The organism is Methylocystis sp. (assembly GCF_050251305.1).
In the GTDB taxonomy this organism is placed as follows: domain Bacteria; phylum Pseudomonadota; class Alphaproteobacteria; order Rhizobiales; family Beijerinckiaceae; genus Methylocystis.
In genome coordinates this window covers 1-17498 of the sequence record NZ_JBFWNB010000012.1, presented here as the reverse complement: position 1 = coordinate 17498, position 17498 = coordinate 1, and the positions used below count along the sequence as shown (strand labels likewise).

19 protein-coding genes are annotated in these 17498 nt (G+C 64.4%); 8 read left to right on the top strand and 11 right to left on the bottom strand.

Annotation, left to right across the window (positions count from 1 at the left end):
• Nucleotides 1-9 precede the first annotated feature (9 nt).
• Nucleotides 10-846, bottom strand: coding sequence for a DUF3108 domain-containing protein (locus AB7F41_RS06145; RefSeq protein WP_428381334.1), 837 nt, complete (start codon nucleotides 844-846; stop codon nucleotides 10-12).
• A 70-nt stretch (nucleotides 847-916) separates the two neighbouring features.
• Complete coding sequence (locus AB7F41_RS06140; protein ID WP_428381332.1) at nucleotides 917-1333, bottom strand: hypothetical protein; 417 nt, start codon at nucleotides 1331-1333, stop codon at nucleotides 917-919.
• A gap of 96 nt (nucleotides 1334-1429) precedes the next feature.
• On the opposite strand from AB7F41_RS06140, the gene sseA reads away from it, so the two are divergent.
• The 4 genes from sseA (at nucleotide 1430) to AB7F41_RS06120 (ending at nucleotide 5589) form a co-directional block, all read left to right on the top strand.
• Entirely contained in the window at nucleotides 1430-2299 is an 870-nt protein-coding gene (sseA, locus tag AB7F41_RS06135; RefSeq protein WP_428381331.1) for a 3-mercaptopyruvate sulfurtransferase, read from the top strand.
• Between the two features lie 181 nt (nucleotides 2300-2480).
• Entirely contained in the window at nucleotides 2481-2819 is a 339-nt protein-coding gene (locus AB7F41_RS06130) for a P-II family nitrogen regulator (protein WP_014890136.1), read from the top strand.
• 110 nt (nucleotides 2820-2929) lie between these two features.
• Nucleotides 2930-4339, top strand: a complete 1410-nt coding sequence (glnA, locus tag AB7F41_RS06125; RefSeq protein ID WP_428381328.1) for a type I glutamate--ammonia ligase — start codon at nucleotides 2930-2932, stop codon at nucleotides 4337-4339.
• Between the two features lie 275 nt (nucleotides 4340-4614).
• Entirely contained in the window at nucleotides 4615-5589 is a 975-nt protein-coding gene (locus AB7F41_RS06120) for a PstS family phosphate ABC transporter substrate-binding protein (RefSeq protein ID WP_428381327.1), read from the top strand.
• 69 nt (nucleotides 5590-5658) lie between these two features.
• On the opposite strand, the gene AB7F41_RS06115 is transcribed toward AB7F41_RS06120, so the two are convergent.
• Nucleotides 5659-6537 carry a class I SAM-dependent methyltransferase gene (locus AB7F41_RS06115; protein ID WP_428381342.1) on the bottom strand — a complete coding sequence of 293 codons (879 nt, stop codon included), beginning with the start codon at nucleotides 6535-6537 and terminating at the stop codon, nucleotides 5659-5661.
• 197 nt (nucleotides 6538-6734) lie between these two features.
• Nucleotides 6735-7421: an extensin family protein gene (locus AB7F41_RS06110; protein WP_428381326.1), complete on the bottom strand. Its 687-nt coding sequence runs from the start codon at nucleotides 7419-7421 to the stop codon at nucleotides 6735-6737.
• Nucleotides 7422-7552: 131 nt separating this feature from the next.
• On the opposite strand from AB7F41_RS06110, the gene AB7F41_RS06105 reads away from it, so the two are divergent.
• Complete coding sequence (locus AB7F41_RS06105; protein WP_428381324.1) at nucleotides 7553-7906, top strand: polyhydroxyalkanoic acid system family protein; 354 nt, start codon at nucleotides 7553-7555, stop codon at nucleotides 7904-7906.
• On the opposite strand, the gene AB7F41_RS06100 is transcribed toward AB7F41_RS06105, so the two are convergent.
• From AB7F41_RS06100 to hisC, 3 genes are read right to left on the bottom strand one after another with little or no spacing between them, the layout of a single operon-like run.
• Nucleotides 7881-8576, bottom strand: coding sequence for a class I SAM-dependent methyltransferase (locus AB7F41_RS06100; RefSeq protein WP_428381322.1), 696 nt, complete (start codon nucleotides 8574-8576; stop codon nucleotides 7881-7883). The genes AB7F41_RS06105 and AB7F41_RS06100 overlap by 26 nt on opposite strands.
• Before the next feature lie 36 nt (nucleotides 8577-8612).
• Entirely contained in the window at nucleotides 8613-9536 is a 924-nt protein-coding gene (locus AB7F41_RS06095) for a prephenate/arogenate dehydrogenase family protein (RefSeq protein WP_428381320.1), read from the bottom strand.
• Nucleotides 9529-10659 (bottom strand): histidinol-phosphate transaminase, encoded by a 1131-nt coding sequence (gene hisC, locus AB7F41_RS06090; protein ID WP_428381318.1) that lies wholly within the window; start codon nucleotides 10657-10659, stop codon nucleotides 9529-9531. Before hisC ends, AB7F41_RS06095 begins: the two co-directional genes overlap by 8 nt.
• 135 nt (nucleotides 10660-10794) lie before the next feature.
• Between hisC and AB7F41_RS06085 the strand changes: the two genes are divergently transcribed.
• Together AB7F41_RS06085 and AB7F41_RS06080 are read left to right on the top strand one after the other, a co-directional pair.
• Complete coding sequence (locus AB7F41_RS06085) at nucleotides 10795-11298, top strand: DUF7662 domain-containing protein (RefSeq protein WP_428381316.1); 504 nt, start codon at nucleotides 10795-10797, stop codon at nucleotides 11296-11298.
• Nucleotides 11295-11729 (top strand): type II toxin-antitoxin system VapC family toxin, encoded by a 435-nt coding sequence (locus tag AB7F41_RS06080; protein WP_428381315.1) that lies wholly within the window; start codon nucleotides 11295-11297, stop codon nucleotides 11727-11729. Before AB7F41_RS06085 ends, AB7F41_RS06080 begins: the two co-directional genes overlap by 4 nt.
• On the opposite strand, the gene AB7F41_RS06075 is transcribed toward AB7F41_RS06080, so the two are convergent.
• Nucleotides 11726-12598 (bottom strand): chorismate mutase, encoded by an 873-nt coding sequence (locus AB7F41_RS06075; RefSeq protein ID WP_428381314.1) that lies wholly within the window; start codon nucleotides 12596-12598, stop codon nucleotides 11726-11728. The genes AB7F41_RS06080 and AB7F41_RS06075 overlap by 4 nt on opposite strands.
• A gap of 62 nt (nucleotides 12599-12660) precedes the next feature.
• On the bottom strand, nucleotides 12661-14340 hold the full coding sequence (recN, locus tag AB7F41_RS06070) for a DNA repair protein RecN (protein ID WP_428381312.1): 1680 nt from the start codon (nucleotides 14338-14340) through the stop codon (nucleotides 12661-12663).
• 110 nt (nucleotides 14341-14450) lie between these two features.
• Between recN and AB7F41_RS06065 the strand changes: the two genes are divergently transcribed.
• Nucleotides 14451-15347, top strand: coding sequence for an alpha/beta hydrolase (locus tag AB7F41_RS06065; RefSeq protein WP_428381310.1), 897 nt, complete (start codon nucleotides 14451-14453; stop codon nucleotides 15345-15347).
• Here AB7F41_RS06065 and AB7F41_RS06060 read toward each other — a convergent pair.
• Together AB7F41_RS06060 and lpxC are read right to left on the bottom strand one after the other, a co-directional pair.
• Nucleotides 15344-16228, bottom strand: coding sequence for an outer membrane protein assembly factor BamD (locus AB7F41_RS06060; RefSeq protein ID WP_428381308.1), 885 nt, complete (start codon nucleotides 16226-16228; stop codon nucleotides 15344-15346). The two genes, AB7F41_RS06065 and AB7F41_RS06060, sit on opposite strands and share 4 nt — an antisense overlap.
• A gap of 171 nt (nucleotides 16229-16399) precedes the next feature.
• Nucleotides 16400-17347, bottom strand: a complete 948-nt coding sequence (lpxC, locus tag AB7F41_RS06055; protein WP_428406457.1) for a UDP-3-O-acyl-N-acetylglucosamine deacetylase — start codon at nucleotides 17345-17347, stop codon at nucleotides 16400-16402.
• Between the last annotated feature and the right edge of the window lie 151 nt (nucleotides 17348-17498).

Sequence of the window (17498 nt, the reverse complement as noted above, 5' to 3'; positions counted from 1 at the left end):
GTAAGCCGTTCAGCGCCTGAAGTCGGCGCGGCGCTGATCGATCTGGAACTCGGCGGCGTCGATCACCAGCTTGCCGGCGGCGGTGCCGATCGCGATGTGGATCGGCACGACCACATGCGCCTCGGGAAGCGGCGCAAGCCAGACGCTGATGTCGTGATTATTCGCCATATAACGGGTCGAGGAACTGTCCGGCCGATGCCCGGCGATCGGCGTATAGCGCGCCGAACATACGGTGACGGGGCCGTCATAGCCTCTGGTCTGCGCGACATGGGCCCCGGCGTAGGCGAGCTCCACGTCGAAACGCGTCACCCCGTCAAAAACCGAAATCGTCCGGTTGCACGCTGCGGGACCGGTGAGCTCCTCTCCCTGCGGAACGCGCATGATTAGCGCGCTGACAGGATCGACGATGTGGCGTTTGGCGCTTTCGGTCACCGGGATCCGCGCTTCGGCGTCCCAGGGCGCCGGCCTGACTTCGACCGTTCGCACTGAATTGCCGCCGAGCGACATGCGAACGGTGCGCGTCTCGTCGCTGTTCGACGTGGTGTTGGCGTAGCTTGCCGGCGACGGCCCGGCGGCGGTCAGTCCGCCGCTCGCGCTCGCGGCGCCCTTGGTGTTGTTGATGAGATTGGCGAGGCCCGTCGTTCGCATCGAGATCTCGACGCGATAATTACGCGCGTCCACCACGCCCGACGCCGATGCGCTGCCGATTGAAAGCCCCATGAGGCTCAGCGCGTAATAGGCCCGCAGCGCTTCGGCAGCCGCGGGCGCGCAAAGCGCAAGCGACGTCGCGACGGCGACGCCGCCGCGGCACGCCAAACGGCTCCATCGGCGGCCCATCGCTCTCATGGCCCCGGCGCGCCGTTCGGCGCGGGCGATCGCCCGGTCGAACGCATGATAGTCGCAGTTCTTTTGAGGCTCAGGCCCATTCTTGCCAATGTCCGTCCTCGAAAATGCGCCATGACCGCAACCCCGCCTTCGCGACCACGAGCCGTCCCGCCTTGGCCTCGGCGACGAGATGCCTGAATACGAGAGGATTGCGCCATGAAAACGGCTTTTCCGGGTCGCAGACCGCGTGATACTCGTCGCTGTCCGGGTCGTCCATCAGCAAGGCGCCGACACGGTCGGGCCGCAGCTGCGTCGAGAAGCTGCGCTCCTCCTTCCACCGGCAGTAGTAATCGCGGCAGACCTGCGGACGCGTTTCATAGACGCCGCAGCCGCCGGTCCGCGCGCAGTGCTCGCAGAGCTTTCCGGCCGGCTTTTTGAATTCTTCAATTTCAAGGACCTTGCAGCAGAAGAAACAGGAGCCGCAGGCCTTGCCTGGAATGTCGAGCATGTCGGTCGGGCGCCGATGGCGTGAGAATCGAATCGGCGTATTGTGAACGCCGGACGGCCGGATGCAAGCAGCGTCAGGCGCGCAACGAGCGGAGCCATGACGCGCAGAATCGATCCCGAAACGCTTTTCGTCTCTCCCGGGCGGCTCGCCGAGCGTCTCGATGCGCCGGATCTTGTCGTCTTTGACGCCTCCTGGCACATGCCCGCCGCGGCGCGCGACGCCCGCGCCGAATTTCTCGCGGGGCATATTCCCGGCGCGCAGTTCTTCGACATCGACGCGATCGCCGATCATTCCACCGACCTGCCGCATATGCTGCCGAAGCCTGAAATCTTCGCCGCGGAGATGCGCCGGTGCGGATTCGGAGACGGGATGCAGGCCGTCGTCTACGACAGCCTCGGCCTGTTCTCGGCGGCGCGCCTGTGGTGGATGCTGACCATCTTTGGCGCGGAACGGGCGTCAATTCTTGCGGGCGGCCTGCCCGCCTGGAAGGCCGAGGACCGGCCGCTCGAACAGGGCGAGGCGCGCGTCAGGGCGCCGGCGGACTTCACGCCGCGTTTCGACGCAAGCCTCGTCGCCGACGCCGAGGCGGTGCGGCGCGCGCTCGATTCCGGCGGGCCGCAAGTGGTCGACGCGCGCGGCGCAGAGCGTTTCCACGGATGGGGCGCGGAGCCGCGTCCAGGGCTGCGCGCCGGCCATATGCCGGGCGCGCGAAATCTCCCGTTCAGCAACCTCCTGGAAAACGGACGGATGAAGGACCACGCGGGACTGGAAAGCGCGTTTCGCGCTGCGGGCGTCGATCCCGACGCGCCTGTCATCGCGACCTGCGGCTCCGGGCTCACGGCTTGCATCATCAGTCTCGCGCGCACGGCGACGGGCCGCCCGCCGGCGACGGTCTATGACGGCTCCTGGTCCGAATGGGGCGCGCGGGACGACTTGCCCGCGATCATCGACGATCGAAACGCCTAGAAATTAGGCTGATCGATTAATAAAAGCGCATACCGTATATCAAACAGGCGCCCAACATAGTTTGGCGCCGGAACTTTGGCCATGGCGCGACCAACGCGGCAATGTTAGAAGCTCGGCGGCTCTTCAGCCGAGCCAAAGTCGCTAGCGGGCCGGGGCTTAAGCTAAGCGCGCGGGGGATTTAATGAAAAAGGTCGAGGCGATCATCAAGCCGTTCAAGCTCGATGAGGTAAAGGAAGCGCTGCAGGCGGCGGGGCTTCAAGGCATTACGGTCACCGAAGCAAAGGGCTTTGGCCGGCAGAAGGGTCATACCGAGCTCTACCGCGGCGCCGAATATGTCGTTGATTTTCTTCCGAAAGTCAAAATCGAGATCGTTCTGGCGGATGACGCCGTGGAGCGCGCCGTCGAGGCCATTCGCACGGCGGCGCAAACCGGCCGCATCGGCGATGGCAAGATTTTTGTTTCTAACGTCGAAGGCGCGATCCGCATTCGCACCGGCGAGACCGGCGCGGACGCCATCTAGCACTGAGCCCCCGCCACATGAGCTTTTTCGCGAAAATCTTCAGACGCTCCGGCGCGCCCAATACGAAAACGGCTAAACACCAAGATCAGCAAAGAGAGGCATCAAACCACATGACGACGGCCAAGGACGTACTCAAGCAGATCAAGGATAACGACGTTAAATTCGTCGATTTCCGTTTTACCGACCCGCGCGGCAAGTGGCAGCATGTGACGTTCGACGTTTCGATTGTCGATGAGGAGGCCTTGACCGAAGGCATCATGTTCGACGGCTCGTCGATCGCCGGCTGGAAAGCGATCAATGAATCGGACATGACGCTGCTTCCCGATCTGGAATCGACGGCCATCGATCCTTTCTTCGCGGCGTCGACGCTGTCGATCGTCTGCGACGTCATGGAGCCCTCGACCGGGCAGCCCTATAACCGCGATCCGCGCGGCATCGCCAAGAAGGCGATGGCCCATATCAAGACCGCCGGCGTCGGCGACACCGCCTTTTTCGGTCCTGAAGCCGAATTCTTCGTCTTCGACGACGTGCGTTTTTCGACCGAACCCTACGACACTGGCTTCACGCTCGACTCGACCGAGCTGCCCTCCAACTCCGGCACCGCTTACGAGGGCGGCAATCTCGGCCATCGCGTGCGCACCAAGGGCGGCTATTTCCCGGTGCCGCCGGTCGACTCGGCGCAGGACATGCGCAGCGAGATGCTCGCCGCCATGGCGGCGATGGGCGTCAAGGTCGAAAAGCACCATCACGAAGTCGCCTCGGCGCAGCACGAACTTGGTCTGAAGTTCGAGACGCTGGTCACCGTCGCCGATCATTTGCAGATCTACAAATACGCGATCCATCAGGTGGCGCATTCCTACGGCAAGTCGGCGACCTTCATGCCGAAGCCGGTCTATGGCGACAATGGCTCGGGCATGCACGTCCACCAGTCGATCTGGAAGGACGGCAAGCCGGTCTTCGCGGGCGACAAATACGCCGGCCTCTCTCAGGAGTGCCTGTGGTATATCGGCGGCATCATCAAGCACGCCAAGTCGCTGAACGCCTTCACCAACCCGTCGACCAACTCCTATAAGCGTCTGGTCCCGGGCTTCGAGGCGCCGGTCCTGCTCGCCTATTCGTCGCGCAACCGCTCGGCGTCGTGCCGCATCCCCTTCAGCTCCAGCCCGAAGGCGAAGCGCGTCGAGGTTCGCTTCCCGGACCCGACCGCCAACCCCTATCTCGCCTTCGCCGCCATGCTGATGGCCGGCCTCGACGGCATCGCCAACAAGATCGATCCGGGCGGACCGTCCGACAAGGACCTCTACGACCTTCCGCCGGAAGAGTTGAAGGCGATCCCGACCGTCTGCGGCAGCTTGCGTGAAGCGCTCGAGAGCCTCAATGCCGACCATGCCTATCTGACCGTCGGCGGCGTCTTCGATAAGGACTTCATCGAGTCCTATATCGACCTCAAGATGCAGGACGTGATGCGCTTCGAAATGACGCCGCATCCGGTCGAGTTCGACATGTATTATTCCTACTGACGAACAGACGCGGCCGTCTCGGCCGCCGTCATGCCTGCAATCTGGGAGGCGCCAGTCGCCTCCCAGATTTTTTTTGCGCGCGATTTACCGAGTCGCCCCGGCGCTGTCGCGCAGACGTCATGCGCTTGTCATTGGGCCGCGTGACATTGCGACGAAAGCGAGAGCGCCTCGCAGAACGCTCCCCCCAGAGCCTACCCCAAGCCGTTCCGCGTCGATCGCGCGCTCGTCGAAGCGGATGGTTTCGGCGACGTCGATTTGACGCAACGGAGAGAACCATGAAATTGCGCGCCTTCTCCGCCGCCGTCGCCGCGCTCGCGGTATTGACCGTCGGCGCGGCTGCGCTCGATATGGAGCTTTCTCCCTATAAGCCGGTCAGCGCGCTGTCGGGCCGGCTGAAGTCGGTCGGGTCCGACACGATGCTTCATGAGATGGAGCTGTGGGCGGAGGGCTTCCGCTCAATTTACCCGAACGTCTCGATCGAGATCGAAGGCAAGGGGTCGAACACGGCGCCCCCCGCCCTGCTCTCCGGAACGTCCCAGCTCGGTCCCATGTCGCGACAAATGACGCCGGACGAGGTCGGCGCCTTCGAAGCGAAATTCGGCTACAAGCCGATGGCGGTTCTGGTCGCGATCGACGCGCTGGCGATCTATGTCCACAAGGACAATCCGCTGCGATGCATCAACATGGAGCAGTTGGATCGCGTGTTCGCCGCCGACCCGAAAAGCGGCGGCGGCAGAAGCATCCGCAGCTGGGGCGAACTTGGCCTGACCGGCGAATGGGCGGCCAAACCGATCACGATGTATAGCCGCAACACGCTCTCAGGCACCTACAAATTTTTCAAACAGCATGTCATGGGCGGCGGCGACTTCAAGGACGACATCAACATGCAGGTCGGATCGGAAGCTGTCGTCAGCGCAGTCGGCGGCGATAAATTCGCGATCGGCTATTCAGGCATCGGCTACAAAACCGGCGCCGTGCGCGCGGTTCCGGTGGGGACGCCCGGCAAGAGCTGCCATGACGCCTCTTTCGACAACACCTATTCCCGCAAATATCCGCTGGCGCGGGGCCTTTACATCTATCTGCTGAAGGATCCCAGGAAGCCGATGGACGCGCTGAGCGGCGAGTTCGTCAAATATGTGCTTTCCAGAGACGGCCAGATGCAAGCGAAGCAAGGCGGGTATTATCCGATCACCCGCAACATCCGCGAGCACGAACTGACCCGGCTCGGTCTGCTTGCCTCGGCGCGGTAGGAAGCCGCCAGGCGGGAACGGGCCGGCGTCGCCGAATCGCTCCGGCGACGATCAACCCTGTCGCGCGGCTCAGGGCTCCAGCGTAACGAGCGTGCCTTCGTCGGTCTCGACTTGAACATAGCGCGGACCGAAGGATCGGTGGCGGCCGCTCGCGATCGTTACGAACTCGCAAAGCGGCAGCTCCATCGCGTCCTCGGCGGGACGCGAAATGTAAAGATCCGCATGATAGAGGCCCTCTGTCTCCAGGCCATGCGTATCCTTGCCAAGCGCCGCCAAAGTCTGCAGCGTATGTTCGAATTCGTCGCAGTTTCGGAAGCGCCGCTGGATGAAGGTGGCGCCGTCCAAACGTTCCGTAACGTAGCCATGCTCGTTGAGCGCCTGCGCGACTCCTTCGAAAGGAAACATGCGCAGCACGAACGAGACCACCCACGGACGACGATCCATGCTCGCGAGCAGCTTGCGGAACGTGGTCTCGCCCAGATAGCCAATGCAGCCGGTGGAAAGAATGACGTCCGCGCGGGAGATGATGCGGGCGGCCTCCGGAGTCAGATCATTCTCTTCGAGATCGGCGACGACGCCATCAGCGATCAGACCAACACGCTTGGCGTAGCGGATTGCAGGCTCCGAGATGTCCAGGCCAATAAAATTCGCAAGGCCGCGATCCGGCCAAGCGGCGAAAAAATGCGCGTCCAGCCGCAACAGATCGTCAGACGACAATTCCACCAGCTCGCGCCGAGCGTAGCGACGCCTCAGCGTATCGAAGCTGAGCGGAAAACGGTGCACTGCTGCATTGATGCCGTAAGAACAGCCAATGTCGAGAACGGTCGGCTTGTCCCCAACGGAAGCCTTCGCCGCGAGCACCTGTCGGATGACGGGCTCCGCAACATCGGGAATCATGTAGTCCAAGCCGCCGAGGACAGAATAGTACGACCTCGGGTCGTCCATCATGTAGATTTCGTCGAAGTTCGCCTTGGCCGTGTTGATCCGGCCATAGTCATCTATCACGATCCCAAGCCTCCTTATGTGAGTCATCCGGGGCGGCAACGCTGCGCTTTTCGCGGCGTTTCGCGCCGGCGCGTTGGTCTGTGTCGTGCAGGATAAGCGGCATCTTAACGCTTCATGCCGAGAAGTTCCATGTTTTTCGGTTACTGGCAGATTCGATAGGCGTCGCTTGAGCCGTGTCGCTCGATGTCGAAGTGAAGATGGGTCGCGTGATAGGGGTCAGATCCGGGCCCGAGAACCGTCGTGAACCAGCCGCAAGCCGCCGTTCTCAGGGATTTCACATAGGCCGTTGATTGAGAGTCGGGCTGAGCGTCAACGGCGATCTTGCGCCCGTCGGACAAGACAAACCCGCTCACGTCGATGGCCATGCCTTTCGCATGCGCGCTCAATTTGGCTTCGGCGCGGTGATTGCGACTGCGGCATTGGTAGCCCGGACCTGTGTCGATCGCCGCGATCGGCGCATTCAGGGCGCTGGAGCCGAGCGGCGCGAGCAGGTTTTTCACGAAATCGGAAAATCGCAGCGCAAACGCGCAACTGAGCAGCGGCTTCGCATTGAGCGCGATCCGGCGCTTGTCGACGGTGATCGCAGAAAGACGCACGGGCGCATCGAGCGCGCAGCCGCCGTGTCCGCCGGGCGGCGCGTCGGCCTTGTCGAACACAACTCCGGCCCCTTGCAGATCCGTCATGCAATCCGATTGCGGCGGCGCATGCGCTTGCGGCGATGTCTCGACCGCCGGCGGCTTGGCGTCGGGAGCGGCCTTCTGAAAATCCGGACGTCGCGGCGGCGTCGGCGCGTCGATCGCCGTTGCAAACGTCGCGATAACGCTCATCCATGACGCGAGCGCAGCCTTAAGCGTCTTTCGAATCCGCCCTGGAGAACTCATCGTCGTCGCCTTTAGCCGCGCCGTTCTTCTCATCGCGCAGGGGCGCGCCTACATTGGGGCGAGGTGGAGGAAGCCAGATGTCGAACGCCATTACCGTAACCGTGCCGCACACTCTCAGCGTGGAGGCGGCGAAAGCCCGCATCTCCGAACAGCTGACGAAGATGCAGCGCGAATATATCGACAAGGTCGCGCATTCCGAAGTCACATGGGCGGGCGATGTCGCGACGGTTCGCGTGTCGGCGCTCGGCCAGGCGGCGTCGGCGCAAATCACGGTGCTGAAAGATCTGCTGCGCATCGACGTTCAACTGCCCTGGCTCCTCGCCGCGCTCTCCGGAACGGTGCAGCAGGTCATCTCGCGCAACGCCAGTGACGCCTTGCGGATCAGTCACGCCTCGAAAGACGACTCTAGCGGCGCGCGTAAAACACCGTGAACCGATGGCGTTTCCAGCCAATGTCCGCATAGCGGAAGCCCGCAGCTTCGAGCCAGGCGATCTGATCGGCGAAGGTCGCGCTGCGATCGAGCGCGGCGCGCCGTTTCGCCGCCGCAAAATCGTCGTCCGCGATTCCGGAGCGTCGGACGTCCGCCTCCCAGCGACGCTGATAAGCGTCCTCGACGTCTTGCGTCGCGCCGAGCGACTGGTCGGCGTTGACGAAAACGCCGCCGGGCCGCAACGCATCATGAATCCGCTGGAAAAGGCGACGTTTCGCCTCGTCGTCGAGATGGTGGATGGACAGCGCCGAGACGACGGCGTCGAGCGGGGCCGGAAGCGGCGCGGCCGCATAATCGGCGACCGACAGGCGCACGCGCGCGCCATAGACCGCAAGCCGCGCGCGCGCGGCGTCGAGCATTTTCGGCGCCATATCGACGCCTTCGACCTGCGCGCCGGGAAACCGCGCGAGAATCATCTCCGACAAAAGACCGGTGCCGACGCCGAGATCGACGCATCGGAATCCGCCCGCGCCGACGCTCTCCTCGAGAAGGTCGAGCGCGGTCCCGTAGAAGGCGTCGAAATGCGGAATGAGCTGACGCCGCAGCCCATCATAGCTTGGAACGGCGTTATCGAAGGCGGAGCGCAGCGCGTCGGAATAAGGTTTGGTCATTCGTGATTCCAGCAGACCGTCGGTGGAAAAAGACGCTCACCGTCCCTCCGCGCGTCGCCCGAAATCCGGCGCGGCGGTGTCCTGGCCTTGCTCGATGATCGAGCGGCGGATCTCGCGCGTGCGCGCGAAAAACTCCAGCAGCCCCTCCCCGTCGCCGCGTCTGATCATCCGCTGCAGCGCGCTCAAATCCTCATTGAAGCGTCCGAGCATTTGCAGAACGGCGTCCTTGTTTGCGAGAAAAATATCGCGCCACATGATTGGGTCGGACGCTGCGATACGCGTGAAATCGCGAAAGCCTGACGCCGAGAATTTGATGACTTCGGAGCGCGTCTCGTCGCCGAAATCATCGGCGGTGCCGACGATGTTATAGGCGATGAGATGCGGCAGATGGCTGGTGAGCGCGAGCACGGCGTCATGATGCGCGACGCTCATCGTCTCGACATTCGCGCCCAGGCGCGTCCAGAATTCCGTGAGTTTCTCAATCGCGCCCGCGTCGGCGTTCTCGGGCGGCGTGAGAATGCACCAGCGATTCCGAAACAGCGTCGCGAACCCTGCGTCGGGCCCGGAAAATTCCGTGCCGGCGATTGGATGCGCGGGAATGAAGCGCGCAGGTTCGGGGAGATGCGGCGTCATCTGCGCGACGACTGCGCCCTTCACCGAGCCGACATCGGAAACGAGCGCGCCTTTTTGAAGATGCGGCGCGATGGTCTGCGCGACCGCGCCGCATGCGCCGACGGGCGTGCACACGATGACGAGATCGGCGCCGGCGAGCGCCTGCGCATGATCCTGCGTCGCCAGATCGGCGATGCCGAGTTCGCTGGCGCGTTGGACGATCTGCGGCGATGCGTCCATCACGGCGATGCGCCGCGCCGCGCCAAATTCACGCGCCGCGCGCGCGATCGACGAGCCGATGAGGCCGACGCCAATCAACGCAAGGCTTTCGCATACGGCGTCAGCCATGAACGTCCGCTTGCGCATTTTGCCGCGAATCGGCGCTCTGCATGAAGGCGGCGAGCGCTTCGACGACGCGTTCATTCGCCTCCTGCGCGCCAACGGTGAGGCGCAGGAACTCGCCCATCCCATAGGCGCCGATCGCGCGCAGCACCAGACCGCGCGAGGTAAGGAAACGATCGGCGTCCACAGCCGTCAATCCCTGCGCTTCGGGGAAACGGATGGCGATGAAATTGGCGACGCTCGGCAGAACGTCCAGGCCGAGCGCCGAGATTTCGCGCGTCAGCCAGGGCAGCCAGCGTTCATTATGCGCAATCGCCGCGTCGAGATGGGCGCGGTCCGCCAGCGCGGCGATCGCCGCCGCCGAACCGGCGCTCGAGACATTGAACGGCGAGCGGATTCTATTCAGCGCATCGATCACATGCGCCGGCCCATACGCCCAGCCGACGCGCAGACCCGCAAGGCCGTATATTTTCGAGAAGGTGCGAGTCATCACGACATTGTCATGCGCGTCGACAAGCGCGGCGCCCGCCTCGTAATCCGCGCGCAGGACATATTCGGCGTAGGCGGCGTCAAGCACGAGCAGCACATGCGACGGCAGGGCGCGCGCCAGGCGGGAGACGTCGTTCGCAGGAAGATAGGCGCCGGTCGGATTATTCGGATTGGCGAGAAAAACAATCTTTGTTCTTTCGTTCACGCAGGCAAGCAGCGCGTCGACCTGCGCCGTGTAGTTCTTCTCGGGGGCGACGACAGGCGCGCCCCCAGCGGCCTGCGTGACGATCTTGTATTCGAGGAACCCGTACTGACTGTAGACGCCCTCGTCGCCCGGCCCAATATAGGCGAGCGCAAGCAGCTCCAGAATATTGTCCGAGCCCGCGCCGGCGATGATCCGCTCCGGATCCAGCGCGTAGCGCGCGCCGATCGCCTCGCGCAGGGCGCGCGCGGACCCTTCCGGATAAAGCGCAATGTCGGCGGCGATCCCGCGCACGGCCTCTATGGCGCGCGGAGAAGGTCCGAGCGGCGTCTCATTGGCCGATAATTTGAACACGCGGGCTGCGCCCGGCGCGGCGCTTTTACCGGGCACGTAAGCGTCGATCGCCAGGACGCTTGGACGGGGAGCGGGTTTGGCCATTTCTCTTTTCGGCGGCGAGACGGGAGGGGATCTCTCATAAGCCCTGGCGCACCGAGCGCAAAGTTTTTAGAGGCGCCTCTTGACATACACAGTGTTTATTTTAAAAAACACACACTAGTTGAAAGGAGAATGCAAATGTCCAAATACGAGCCCTTGACCGCCTATCTGCGCAAACAGCCCTGTCGAGAAGTCAGACTAGGTTTTGGCGATTTGGAGAAAATTCTTGGCTTCAAGCTTCCATCTTCGGCAGGCCAGCACCGGGCTTGGTGGTCCAACAACGGCTCCAACAATGTGATGACGAAAGCGTGGTTGAGCGCTGGCTTTCGCACGCGCGACGTCGATATGGAGAAAGAGCGCCTGACCTTCGAACGCGTCGGCCCTGGCGATCCTGAAACACCGCCAACGGCGCCTTTGCCCCAACTGCCGGACGATCTCACGTTGGTCCAGCGAGTCCTCGAGGTTCTGCGCGGCGATGACGAAGAGCGAGCGCAGAAACTCCGCTGCGCGATCGTCGCTGCGCTGACGGCGCCAAAAGCCCAATCGGTTCTCGATATTTTTGCCTCCGACCTGCCGGACGACGCTTTCGACGGAGTCTTTCGGCATAGACGCGAGAAAGGCTGGCGCGAGATCGATCTATGAAATTTCTGCTCGACACGAATGTCATTTCGGAATTGCGGAAAGGAACGCGCGCAGATCCCAGCGTCGCCGCCTGGGCGCAATCCGTCGATCCACGCGATCTGGCAACAAGCGTCATCGTGCTGGCCGAGATTCGACGGGGCGTCGAGTTGAAGCGGTTGAAGGACCCGGCGCAAGCCGATCAGCTCGACGCATGGTTCGAACGGATGCGCGAAAGATTGGAGGACCGCGTCCTTCCCGTCGACGAAGCCATCGCCAATTGCTGGGCGCGGCTGAATATTCCGAATCCATTGCCCTTCATCGATGGACTATTGGCGGCGACGGCGCTGACGCGCGGACTCGTTCTCGTGACGCGCAACATACGCGACGTCGCCGTCACAGGCGTAGAAGTCTTGGATCCTTTTAGGAATTTAGACCCTCAATCAGGGATCTAAGGCGCAAAGACGCCACTGCGCGCGTCGGTGAGCTGGAAGCGCATCGCGTGGCTGCCGATCACGTCGACGCGTGCGCCCTCGACGCCCGCCTCCGCCATCGCTTTCGCAAAGGATTGTGCGTCGGCGTCGCCGGCCGCCGCGACAAGCAGCGCCAGACCTTCCGGATGCGGCGCGCTCGCGAGGATTTCGCCCTTGAGCGTCTGAAAGGCGGCCGGCAGCGCGTGCGTCCAGCGCGCGAGGCCGACCGCGTAGAGCGTCACGCCCTGCGCCATCGCGTCGGGCGCGAGCTGCGCGACGACGAACACCGGCAGACCCGCCGGATGATGGGGCCGCTCGACGAAAGGCAGGCGCGCGATGATCTTCGGCGCATCCTCGCCGACCAGGCGCATCCACCAGGCGCCGTCCGAAAGTCCGCCGGTCGCGCGCAAGATCCCCAGATCGCCGGGCGATGCGGCGACCGCCTCGATCACCGCGCCAGCGCCGTGATGCGCGACATAAGGCACGGTGAAGCCGAAATGGAACCGCGCGGAATCTCTGATCTGCGCGTCGCCGCCGCTGTCGTCGGCGTGCACTGAATAATTCGCCTGCACATAGGTGAAGGTCGAGACGATGACGCGCCAAACGCCCTCGACGGCGTCGAGCGGCAAAATCCCCTCGTGGCGTTCGACCAGCGCGCGCATCATCTGCGCCTCGCGATCGGGCCGAAATGCGCAGCCGCCGCCTTGCGCGCGCTTTGCCGCGATCAGCCGGTCGATGGTCTTCCCGCGCTGCATCAAGAGTTGATGCATCTCGCGATCGATCCGGTCGATCTCGCCGCGCAGTTCGGCAAGCGTGTCCGCGGCGGGCTTGAGCAAAGGCGCATTCTGCATGGCGCTCTCTCATAGGCCAGCGGGGGGCAGGAGGCAACGAAGGCGGTCGCCGTCGGCGGCGATCAGCCCGCCCCTTCCAGCAGCCGCGCCGCCGCTGCACGCGCCTCTTCGGTGATCGCGGCGCCCGACAGCATGCGTGCGATCTCCTCGCGCCGCTCGCCCTCGGCAAGCACGGCGACGCGCGTCGCCACGCGTCTCTCTTTCCCGGCCTTCGCCGGGGGCGCGCCCTTGCTGATCCGCAGATGCTGGCCGGCGCGTGCGGCGACCTGCGGCGCATGGGTGACGGCGAGCACCTGGGCGCGCGCCGCGAGACGCGCCAGTCTCTGGCCGATGGCGTCCGCCACAGCGCCGCCGACGCCCGTGTCGATCTCGTCGAAGACCAGCGTCGGCGCGGAGCGATCGGCGAGAACGACCTTCAGCGCCAGCATGAAGCGCGCGAGTTCGCCGCCCGACGCGACTTTCGTCAACGGCCCCGGGCGCGATCCGGGGTTGGTCTGCACCCAAAATTCGACGCGATCGATCCCTTCCGGCCCCCCAGACTCGGTGTCGCTTGTCACCTGAGTCGAAAAATGCGCGCCCTCGAGCCGTAACGGCTTCAACTCCGCGTCGACCAGCGCATCGAGCTTTCGCGCCGCTGACCTTCGCGCATCGGAAAGCGCCGCGGCGGCCTTGTCGTAAGACTGCTTCGAATCGGCAAGCGCGCGTTCGAGCGCGACGAGCCGCGCTTCCGAAGCGTCGAGCGACGCAATGTCCTCGGCGAATTTCTCCGCAAGCCGCGTCAGATCGGCGACCGCGACCTGATGCTTGCGCGCGACGCCGCGCAGAGCGAACAGCCGCTCCTCGATGCGCTCCAGTTCGGCCGGATCGAATTTCGTTTCTGCAAGCGCCTGTTCAAGCGCTTCCTCGGCGATTCCCAGCGCATCCACAGCCTGCGTCAGCGCGCGCGCCGAAGCGTCCAGCACTTGCGGCGCCTGCGGCAGTCGCCGCTCCAGCCGACGCGCGGTCTGAGCGATTTCCCTGGCCGGCGACCCGTCATTTGAAAAAGCCGCCAGCGCATCGCGGATGTCCGCGGCGACCTTTTCGGCGCGCTGCATGAAGAGTCGGCGTTCGGCGAGCACGTCTTCCTCGCCCTCCTGCGGCGCGAGTTCGGAGAGCTCGGCGTGCGCATGGCGCAAATATTCGGCGTCGGCGCGCGCCTTGGCGACGCGCGATTCTTCTTCAGCAAGCGCGCGGCGCGCCGCCTGCCACGCGCCGTAGCGCGCGCGCACCTCATTGGCCTGCGCCACAAGACCGCCATGCGCGTCGACGAGCGCGCGATGCGCGCCAGGATCGACAAGCGCGCGTTCGTCGTGCTGACAATGAATCTCGACGAGTTCCCGGCCGATGGCCCGCAGCGCCTGCGCCGTCGCCGGCTGGTCGTTCACGAAAGCGCGGGTGCGGCCGTCGGCGGCCTGCACGCGGCGCAACACCAGTTCGTTGTCGCTCGCCAGCCCGAACTCGCGCGCCGCAAGATGGGCGGGATGATTCGCGGGCGTATCGAAGACCGCCGTCACTTGCCCCTGCTCGCAGCCGGCGCGCACGAGCGATGCGTCGCCGCGTCCTCCGAGCGCCAACACGAAGGCGTCGAGCAGGATCGATTTTCCCGCGCCAGTCTCTCCGGTGAGCGTCGTCAGACCCGGGGCGAATTCCAGGTCGAGCGCGTCGATCAGCACGATGTCGCGAATCGAAAGACGAACCAGCATGAGGCTCTGCTCAAACGCCCTGGGCGCGCACATGCGGCGGAAGCCGCGCCGGCGACGCATGGACGCGCCTGGATTATAGTCGCGCGCGCCTTTTTCCAAACGGAGATTTTATGGCCGACCTCGGCGTCGACGATATTCGCGCCCTGCTGAGCGCGCAACCGCGCCCCGTCGGCTGGCCCGCGCGCCGCGCCCGCATCGAGGACGTCGGCGCCGTTTGGCCGACGGCGCCGGATATCTCCCTGGAGCCGGCGTCGATCGACGGCGTCGCCGCCGAATGGTCTTGCGCGCCAGCAAGCGATTCATCGCGTGCGCTTCTGTTCTTCCACGGCGGCGGCTATTGCTCCGGCTCGATTGTCAGCCACCGCCGAATGGCGACGGAGGCCGGACGGGCCGCCCGCGCCCGCACGCTTGCCGTCGGCTTCCGACTCGCGCCCGAGCATCCATTTCCCGCCGCCTATGACGATGCGCTTGCGGCCTGGCGATTCCTGCGGGACCAGGGATTTCCCGCTGAACGGATTGCGATCGGCGGCGACAGCGCCGGCGGCGGACTGACGCTCGCCTTGCTCATGCGCCTGCGCGACCTCGGCGAGGCGCTCCCCGCCTGCGCCTGGCTCGTCTCGCCTTGGACCGATCTCACGCTCTCGGGCGAGACGCTGACGACGAAGGACGGGCTCGATCCTCTGATTCACCAGCCCTATCTCGAGGAGCTTGCGCAGGCTTACGTCCCGGCCGGCGTGGATCGCCGAGACCCGCGCGTCTCCCCGCTGTTCGGCGATCTCAGGGGCCTGCCCCCGATCCTGATTCAGGTCGGCTCGAACGAAACGCTGCTCGCAGATTCGACGCGCCTCGCCGCGGCGTCCGGCGCGGCCGACGTCTCGGTCACATTGGAGATCTGGCCGCGCATGATCCATGCGTGGCCCTTATGGAATGCGCGGCTCGAGGATGGACGGCGCGCGCTCGCGCACGCCGGAGCCTTCATACAGGCGCGCTTCGAGACAGACGGCTAAATCGCGTGCAGCGTCTTGCCAATCTTCGACAGCCAGGAGTCGGTATGCTCATGCGGCTCAAGGCCATCGCTCTGCAACAGCGCGTGGGCGTCCTTGTACCACTGTGAGTCCGGGAAATTATGCCCGAGGATGGCGGCGGCGGTCTGCGCTTCGTTGGTGACGCCCATCGCGAGATAGGCTTCGGTGAGACGATAGAGCGCCTCTTCCGTATGACGCGTCATCTGATATTTGCCGAGAACGTCGTGGAAGCGATTGATCGCGGCGGGATAATTCTTGCGGATGAGATAAAAACGCCCGACGTTCATCTCCTTGGCGGCGAGCTGGTCGCGCGTCACCTGCATCTTGTAGCGGGCGTCGTTCACATATTCCGATTTGGGGAATTTCTGAATGAGTTGCGAAAAGACCTCCAGCGCCTTCTCGGCCGACTGCTGGTCGCGCATGACGTCCGGCACCTGACTGTAGAAGGACATGCCGGCGAGATAGTAGACGTATGGCGTGTCGGGCGAATTCGGATAAAGGCCGATGTATCTCTGCGCCGACTGAATCGCATCGTCGTATTTCGGCTGCTCGAACTGAGCAAAGGTCGTCATCAGCAGGCCTTTGCGGGCCCAATCCGATTGAGGATATTGCTTTTCCAATTCGCCGAATTTCTTGGCGGCGCCCTCGTAATCCTTGGCCTTCAGCCGCGCGAGTCCCGCGTTGTAGAGATCGTCGGCCGGAATATCCGGCGTGATTTCCGTCTGATATTTCGTGCCGCCGCTTCCGAAGAGGCCGAAACCGCTCTTGATCGAGTCCATAATGTCGGCGCGGGCCGGCGCAGCGCCGATGACGAGCGCCGACGCCAAGGCCAACACGCTGAATAAACGTGCGAAAACAGACATTTGGTGCCCCATTGCGGCGCTGCGCGACGCTCACGGCGTCCCGAGGCCTTGCCACTTTCAATCAGCAAATTCGCCGCCGCAGGACGCCCCCCGCCCTGCGCCTAAACAGCGTGGCGTCGCGCTGATCCCGCAATTGCGGTCGCCTGAAAGAAGAATCTTGATCTGGCGAGATTATGGCGACGCGTTCCGGCTTGCCCTGGCCGCGCTTTCGTCGCCCGCGCTCGCGAATTCGGGCGCCAGCGCGCCGGAGCGCGCCGCCGCTTCGAGCAGCGCGAGATTGAGCCCGTGTCCGCCGCGATAGGAACGGAAGGCGCCGATGATCGGCGCCCCCGCCAGCGCCAGATCGCCGACGACGTCGAGCATCTTGTGACGAACGCATTCGTCGGCGAAGCGCAGCCCCAGCGGATTGACGGCGCCGCAGGCGTCAAAGACAATCGTATTGTCGAGATCCGAGCCAAGCGCCAGACCCTCGCGCCAAAGCCGCTCCGCATCGTGCAGAAAGCCGAAACTGCGGGCGCCGGCCAGTTCGCGCCGGAACGTCTGGGGAGTCAGATCGAGCGCCAGGCGCTGACAGCCGACCGGGTCGGCAAAGGCGATTTCCACGTCGAGATGAAGGCCGGACTTCGCCGGCCGCAGTTCCGCCCAGCCGGCGCCGTCGGCCACGCGCGCGGATTTGACGACCCGCCAGCAGCGGCGCGGCGCAGACATCGGCATGACGCCGGCCTCGTCGATCGCCGAAACGAAGTCGCGGGCCGAGCCGTCCATCGCCGGAAGCTCTGCGCCGTCGAGGAAAACGAGCGCGTTGTCGATGTGAAGCGCCGACAGCGCGGCCATGAGGTGTTCGACGGTGGACGCGCTGGCGCGGCGGTTGGCGAGCCGCGTGCGCAATTTCGACGCGTCGACGCGCGACCAATGCGCCTCGATTTCCACGCCGTCGACGCTGAAGACGACGCCGGCGTCAGCCCCGGCGGGAGCGAGAGTCGCCGCGGCGGGACGACCGCTGTGGACGCCTTTCCCGGACAGCGTGACGCTCCGGGCGATCGTCTGCTGAACTGCTGCGGCGGCGCTTCCAGGAAGCGCGGCGCGGCGCGCATGCGACGCGCGTCGGCGAGAAACCAAGCGAATGACGCAACCCTCCCCCTATAGCCAAGGCAGAACATAGCAAATTCGTGCGCCCGCGCTCCAGTCACGGTTTCTTACAGTTTGTGACAGAGCGCTACGGCGAAAAGAAAAGGCCCGCGCGAGACGGGCCTTTTCCGGAAGCGCTTGG

Excerpts from the sequence above, each read along its gene's own strand:
- AB7F41_RS06145 (WP_428381334.1), bottom strand. The coding sequence starts at position 846 with ATGAGAGCGATGGGCCGCCGATGGAGCCGTTTGGCGTGCCGCGGCGGC.
- AB7F41_RS06060 (WP_428381308.1), bottom strand. The coding sequence starts at position 16,228 with ATGTCTGTTTTCGCACGTTTATTCAGCGTGTTGGCCTTGGCGTCGGCG.
- hisC (WP_428381318.1), bottom strand. The coding sequence starts at position 10,659 with ATGGCCAAACCCGCTCCCCGTCCAAGCGTCCTGGCGATCGACGCTTAC.
- AB7F41_RS06100 (WP_428381322.1), bottom strand. The coding sequence starts at position 8,576 with ATGACCAAACCTTATTCCGACGCGCTGCGCTCCGCCTTCGATAACGCC.
- AB7F41_RS06095 (WP_428381320.1), bottom strand. The coding sequence starts at position 9,536 with ATGGCTGACGCCGTATGCGAAAGCCTTGCGTTGATTGGCGTCGGCCTC.
- AB7F41_RS06115 (WP_428381342.1), bottom strand. The coding sequence starts at position 6,537 with ATGATGGACGACCCGAGGTCGTACTATTCTGTCCTCGGCGGCTTGGAC.
- AB7F41_RS06085 (WP_428381316.1), top strand. The coding sequence starts at position 10,795 with ATGTCCAAATACGAGCCCTTGACCGCCTATCTGCGCAAACAGCCCTGT.
- AB7F41_RS06065 (WP_428381310.1), top strand. The coding sequence starts at position 14,451 with ATGGCCGACCTCGGCGTCGACGATATTCGCGCCCTGCTGAGCGCGCAA.
- AB7F41_RS06075 (WP_428381314.1), bottom strand. The coding sequence starts at position 12,598 with ATGCAGAATGCGCCTTTGCTCAAGCCCGCCGCGGACACGCTTGCCGAA.
- AB7F41_RS06120 (WP_428381327.1), top strand. The coding sequence starts at position 4,615 with ATGAAATTGCGCGCCTTCTCCGCCGCCGTCGCCGCGCTCGCGGTATTG.
- recN (WP_428381312.1), bottom strand. The coding sequence starts at position 14,340 with ATGCTGGTTCGTCTTTCGATTCGCGACATCGTGCTGATCGACGCGCTC.
- AB7F41_RS06110 (WP_428381326.1), bottom strand. The coding sequence starts at position 7,421 with ATGAGCGTTATCGCGACGTTTGCAACGGCGATCGACGCGCCGACGCCG.
- AB7F41_RS06080 (WP_428381315.1), top strand. The coding sequence starts at position 11,295 with ATGAAATTTCTGCTCGACACGAATGTCATTTCGGAATTGCGGAAAGGA.
- AB7F41_RS06105 (WP_428381324.1), top strand. The coding sequence starts at position 7,553 with ATGTCGAACGCCATTACCGTAACCGTGCCGCACACTCTCAGCGTGGAG.
- glnA (WP_428381328.1), top strand. The coding sequence starts at position 2,930 with ATGACGACGGCCAAGGACGTACTCAAGCAGATCAAGGATAACGACGTT.
- sseA (WP_428381331.1), top strand. The coding sequence starts at position 1,430 with ATGACGCGCAGAATCGATCCCGAAACGCTTTTCGTCTCTCCCGGGCGG.
- AB7F41_RS06130 (WP_014890136.1), top strand. The coding sequence starts at position 2,481 with ATGAAAAAGGTCGAGGCGATCATCAAGCCGTTCAAGCTCGATGAGGTA.
- AB7F41_RS06140 (WP_428381332.1), bottom strand. The coding sequence starts at position 1,333 with ATGCTCGACATTCCAGGCAAGGCCTGCGGCTCCTGTTTCTTCTGCTGC.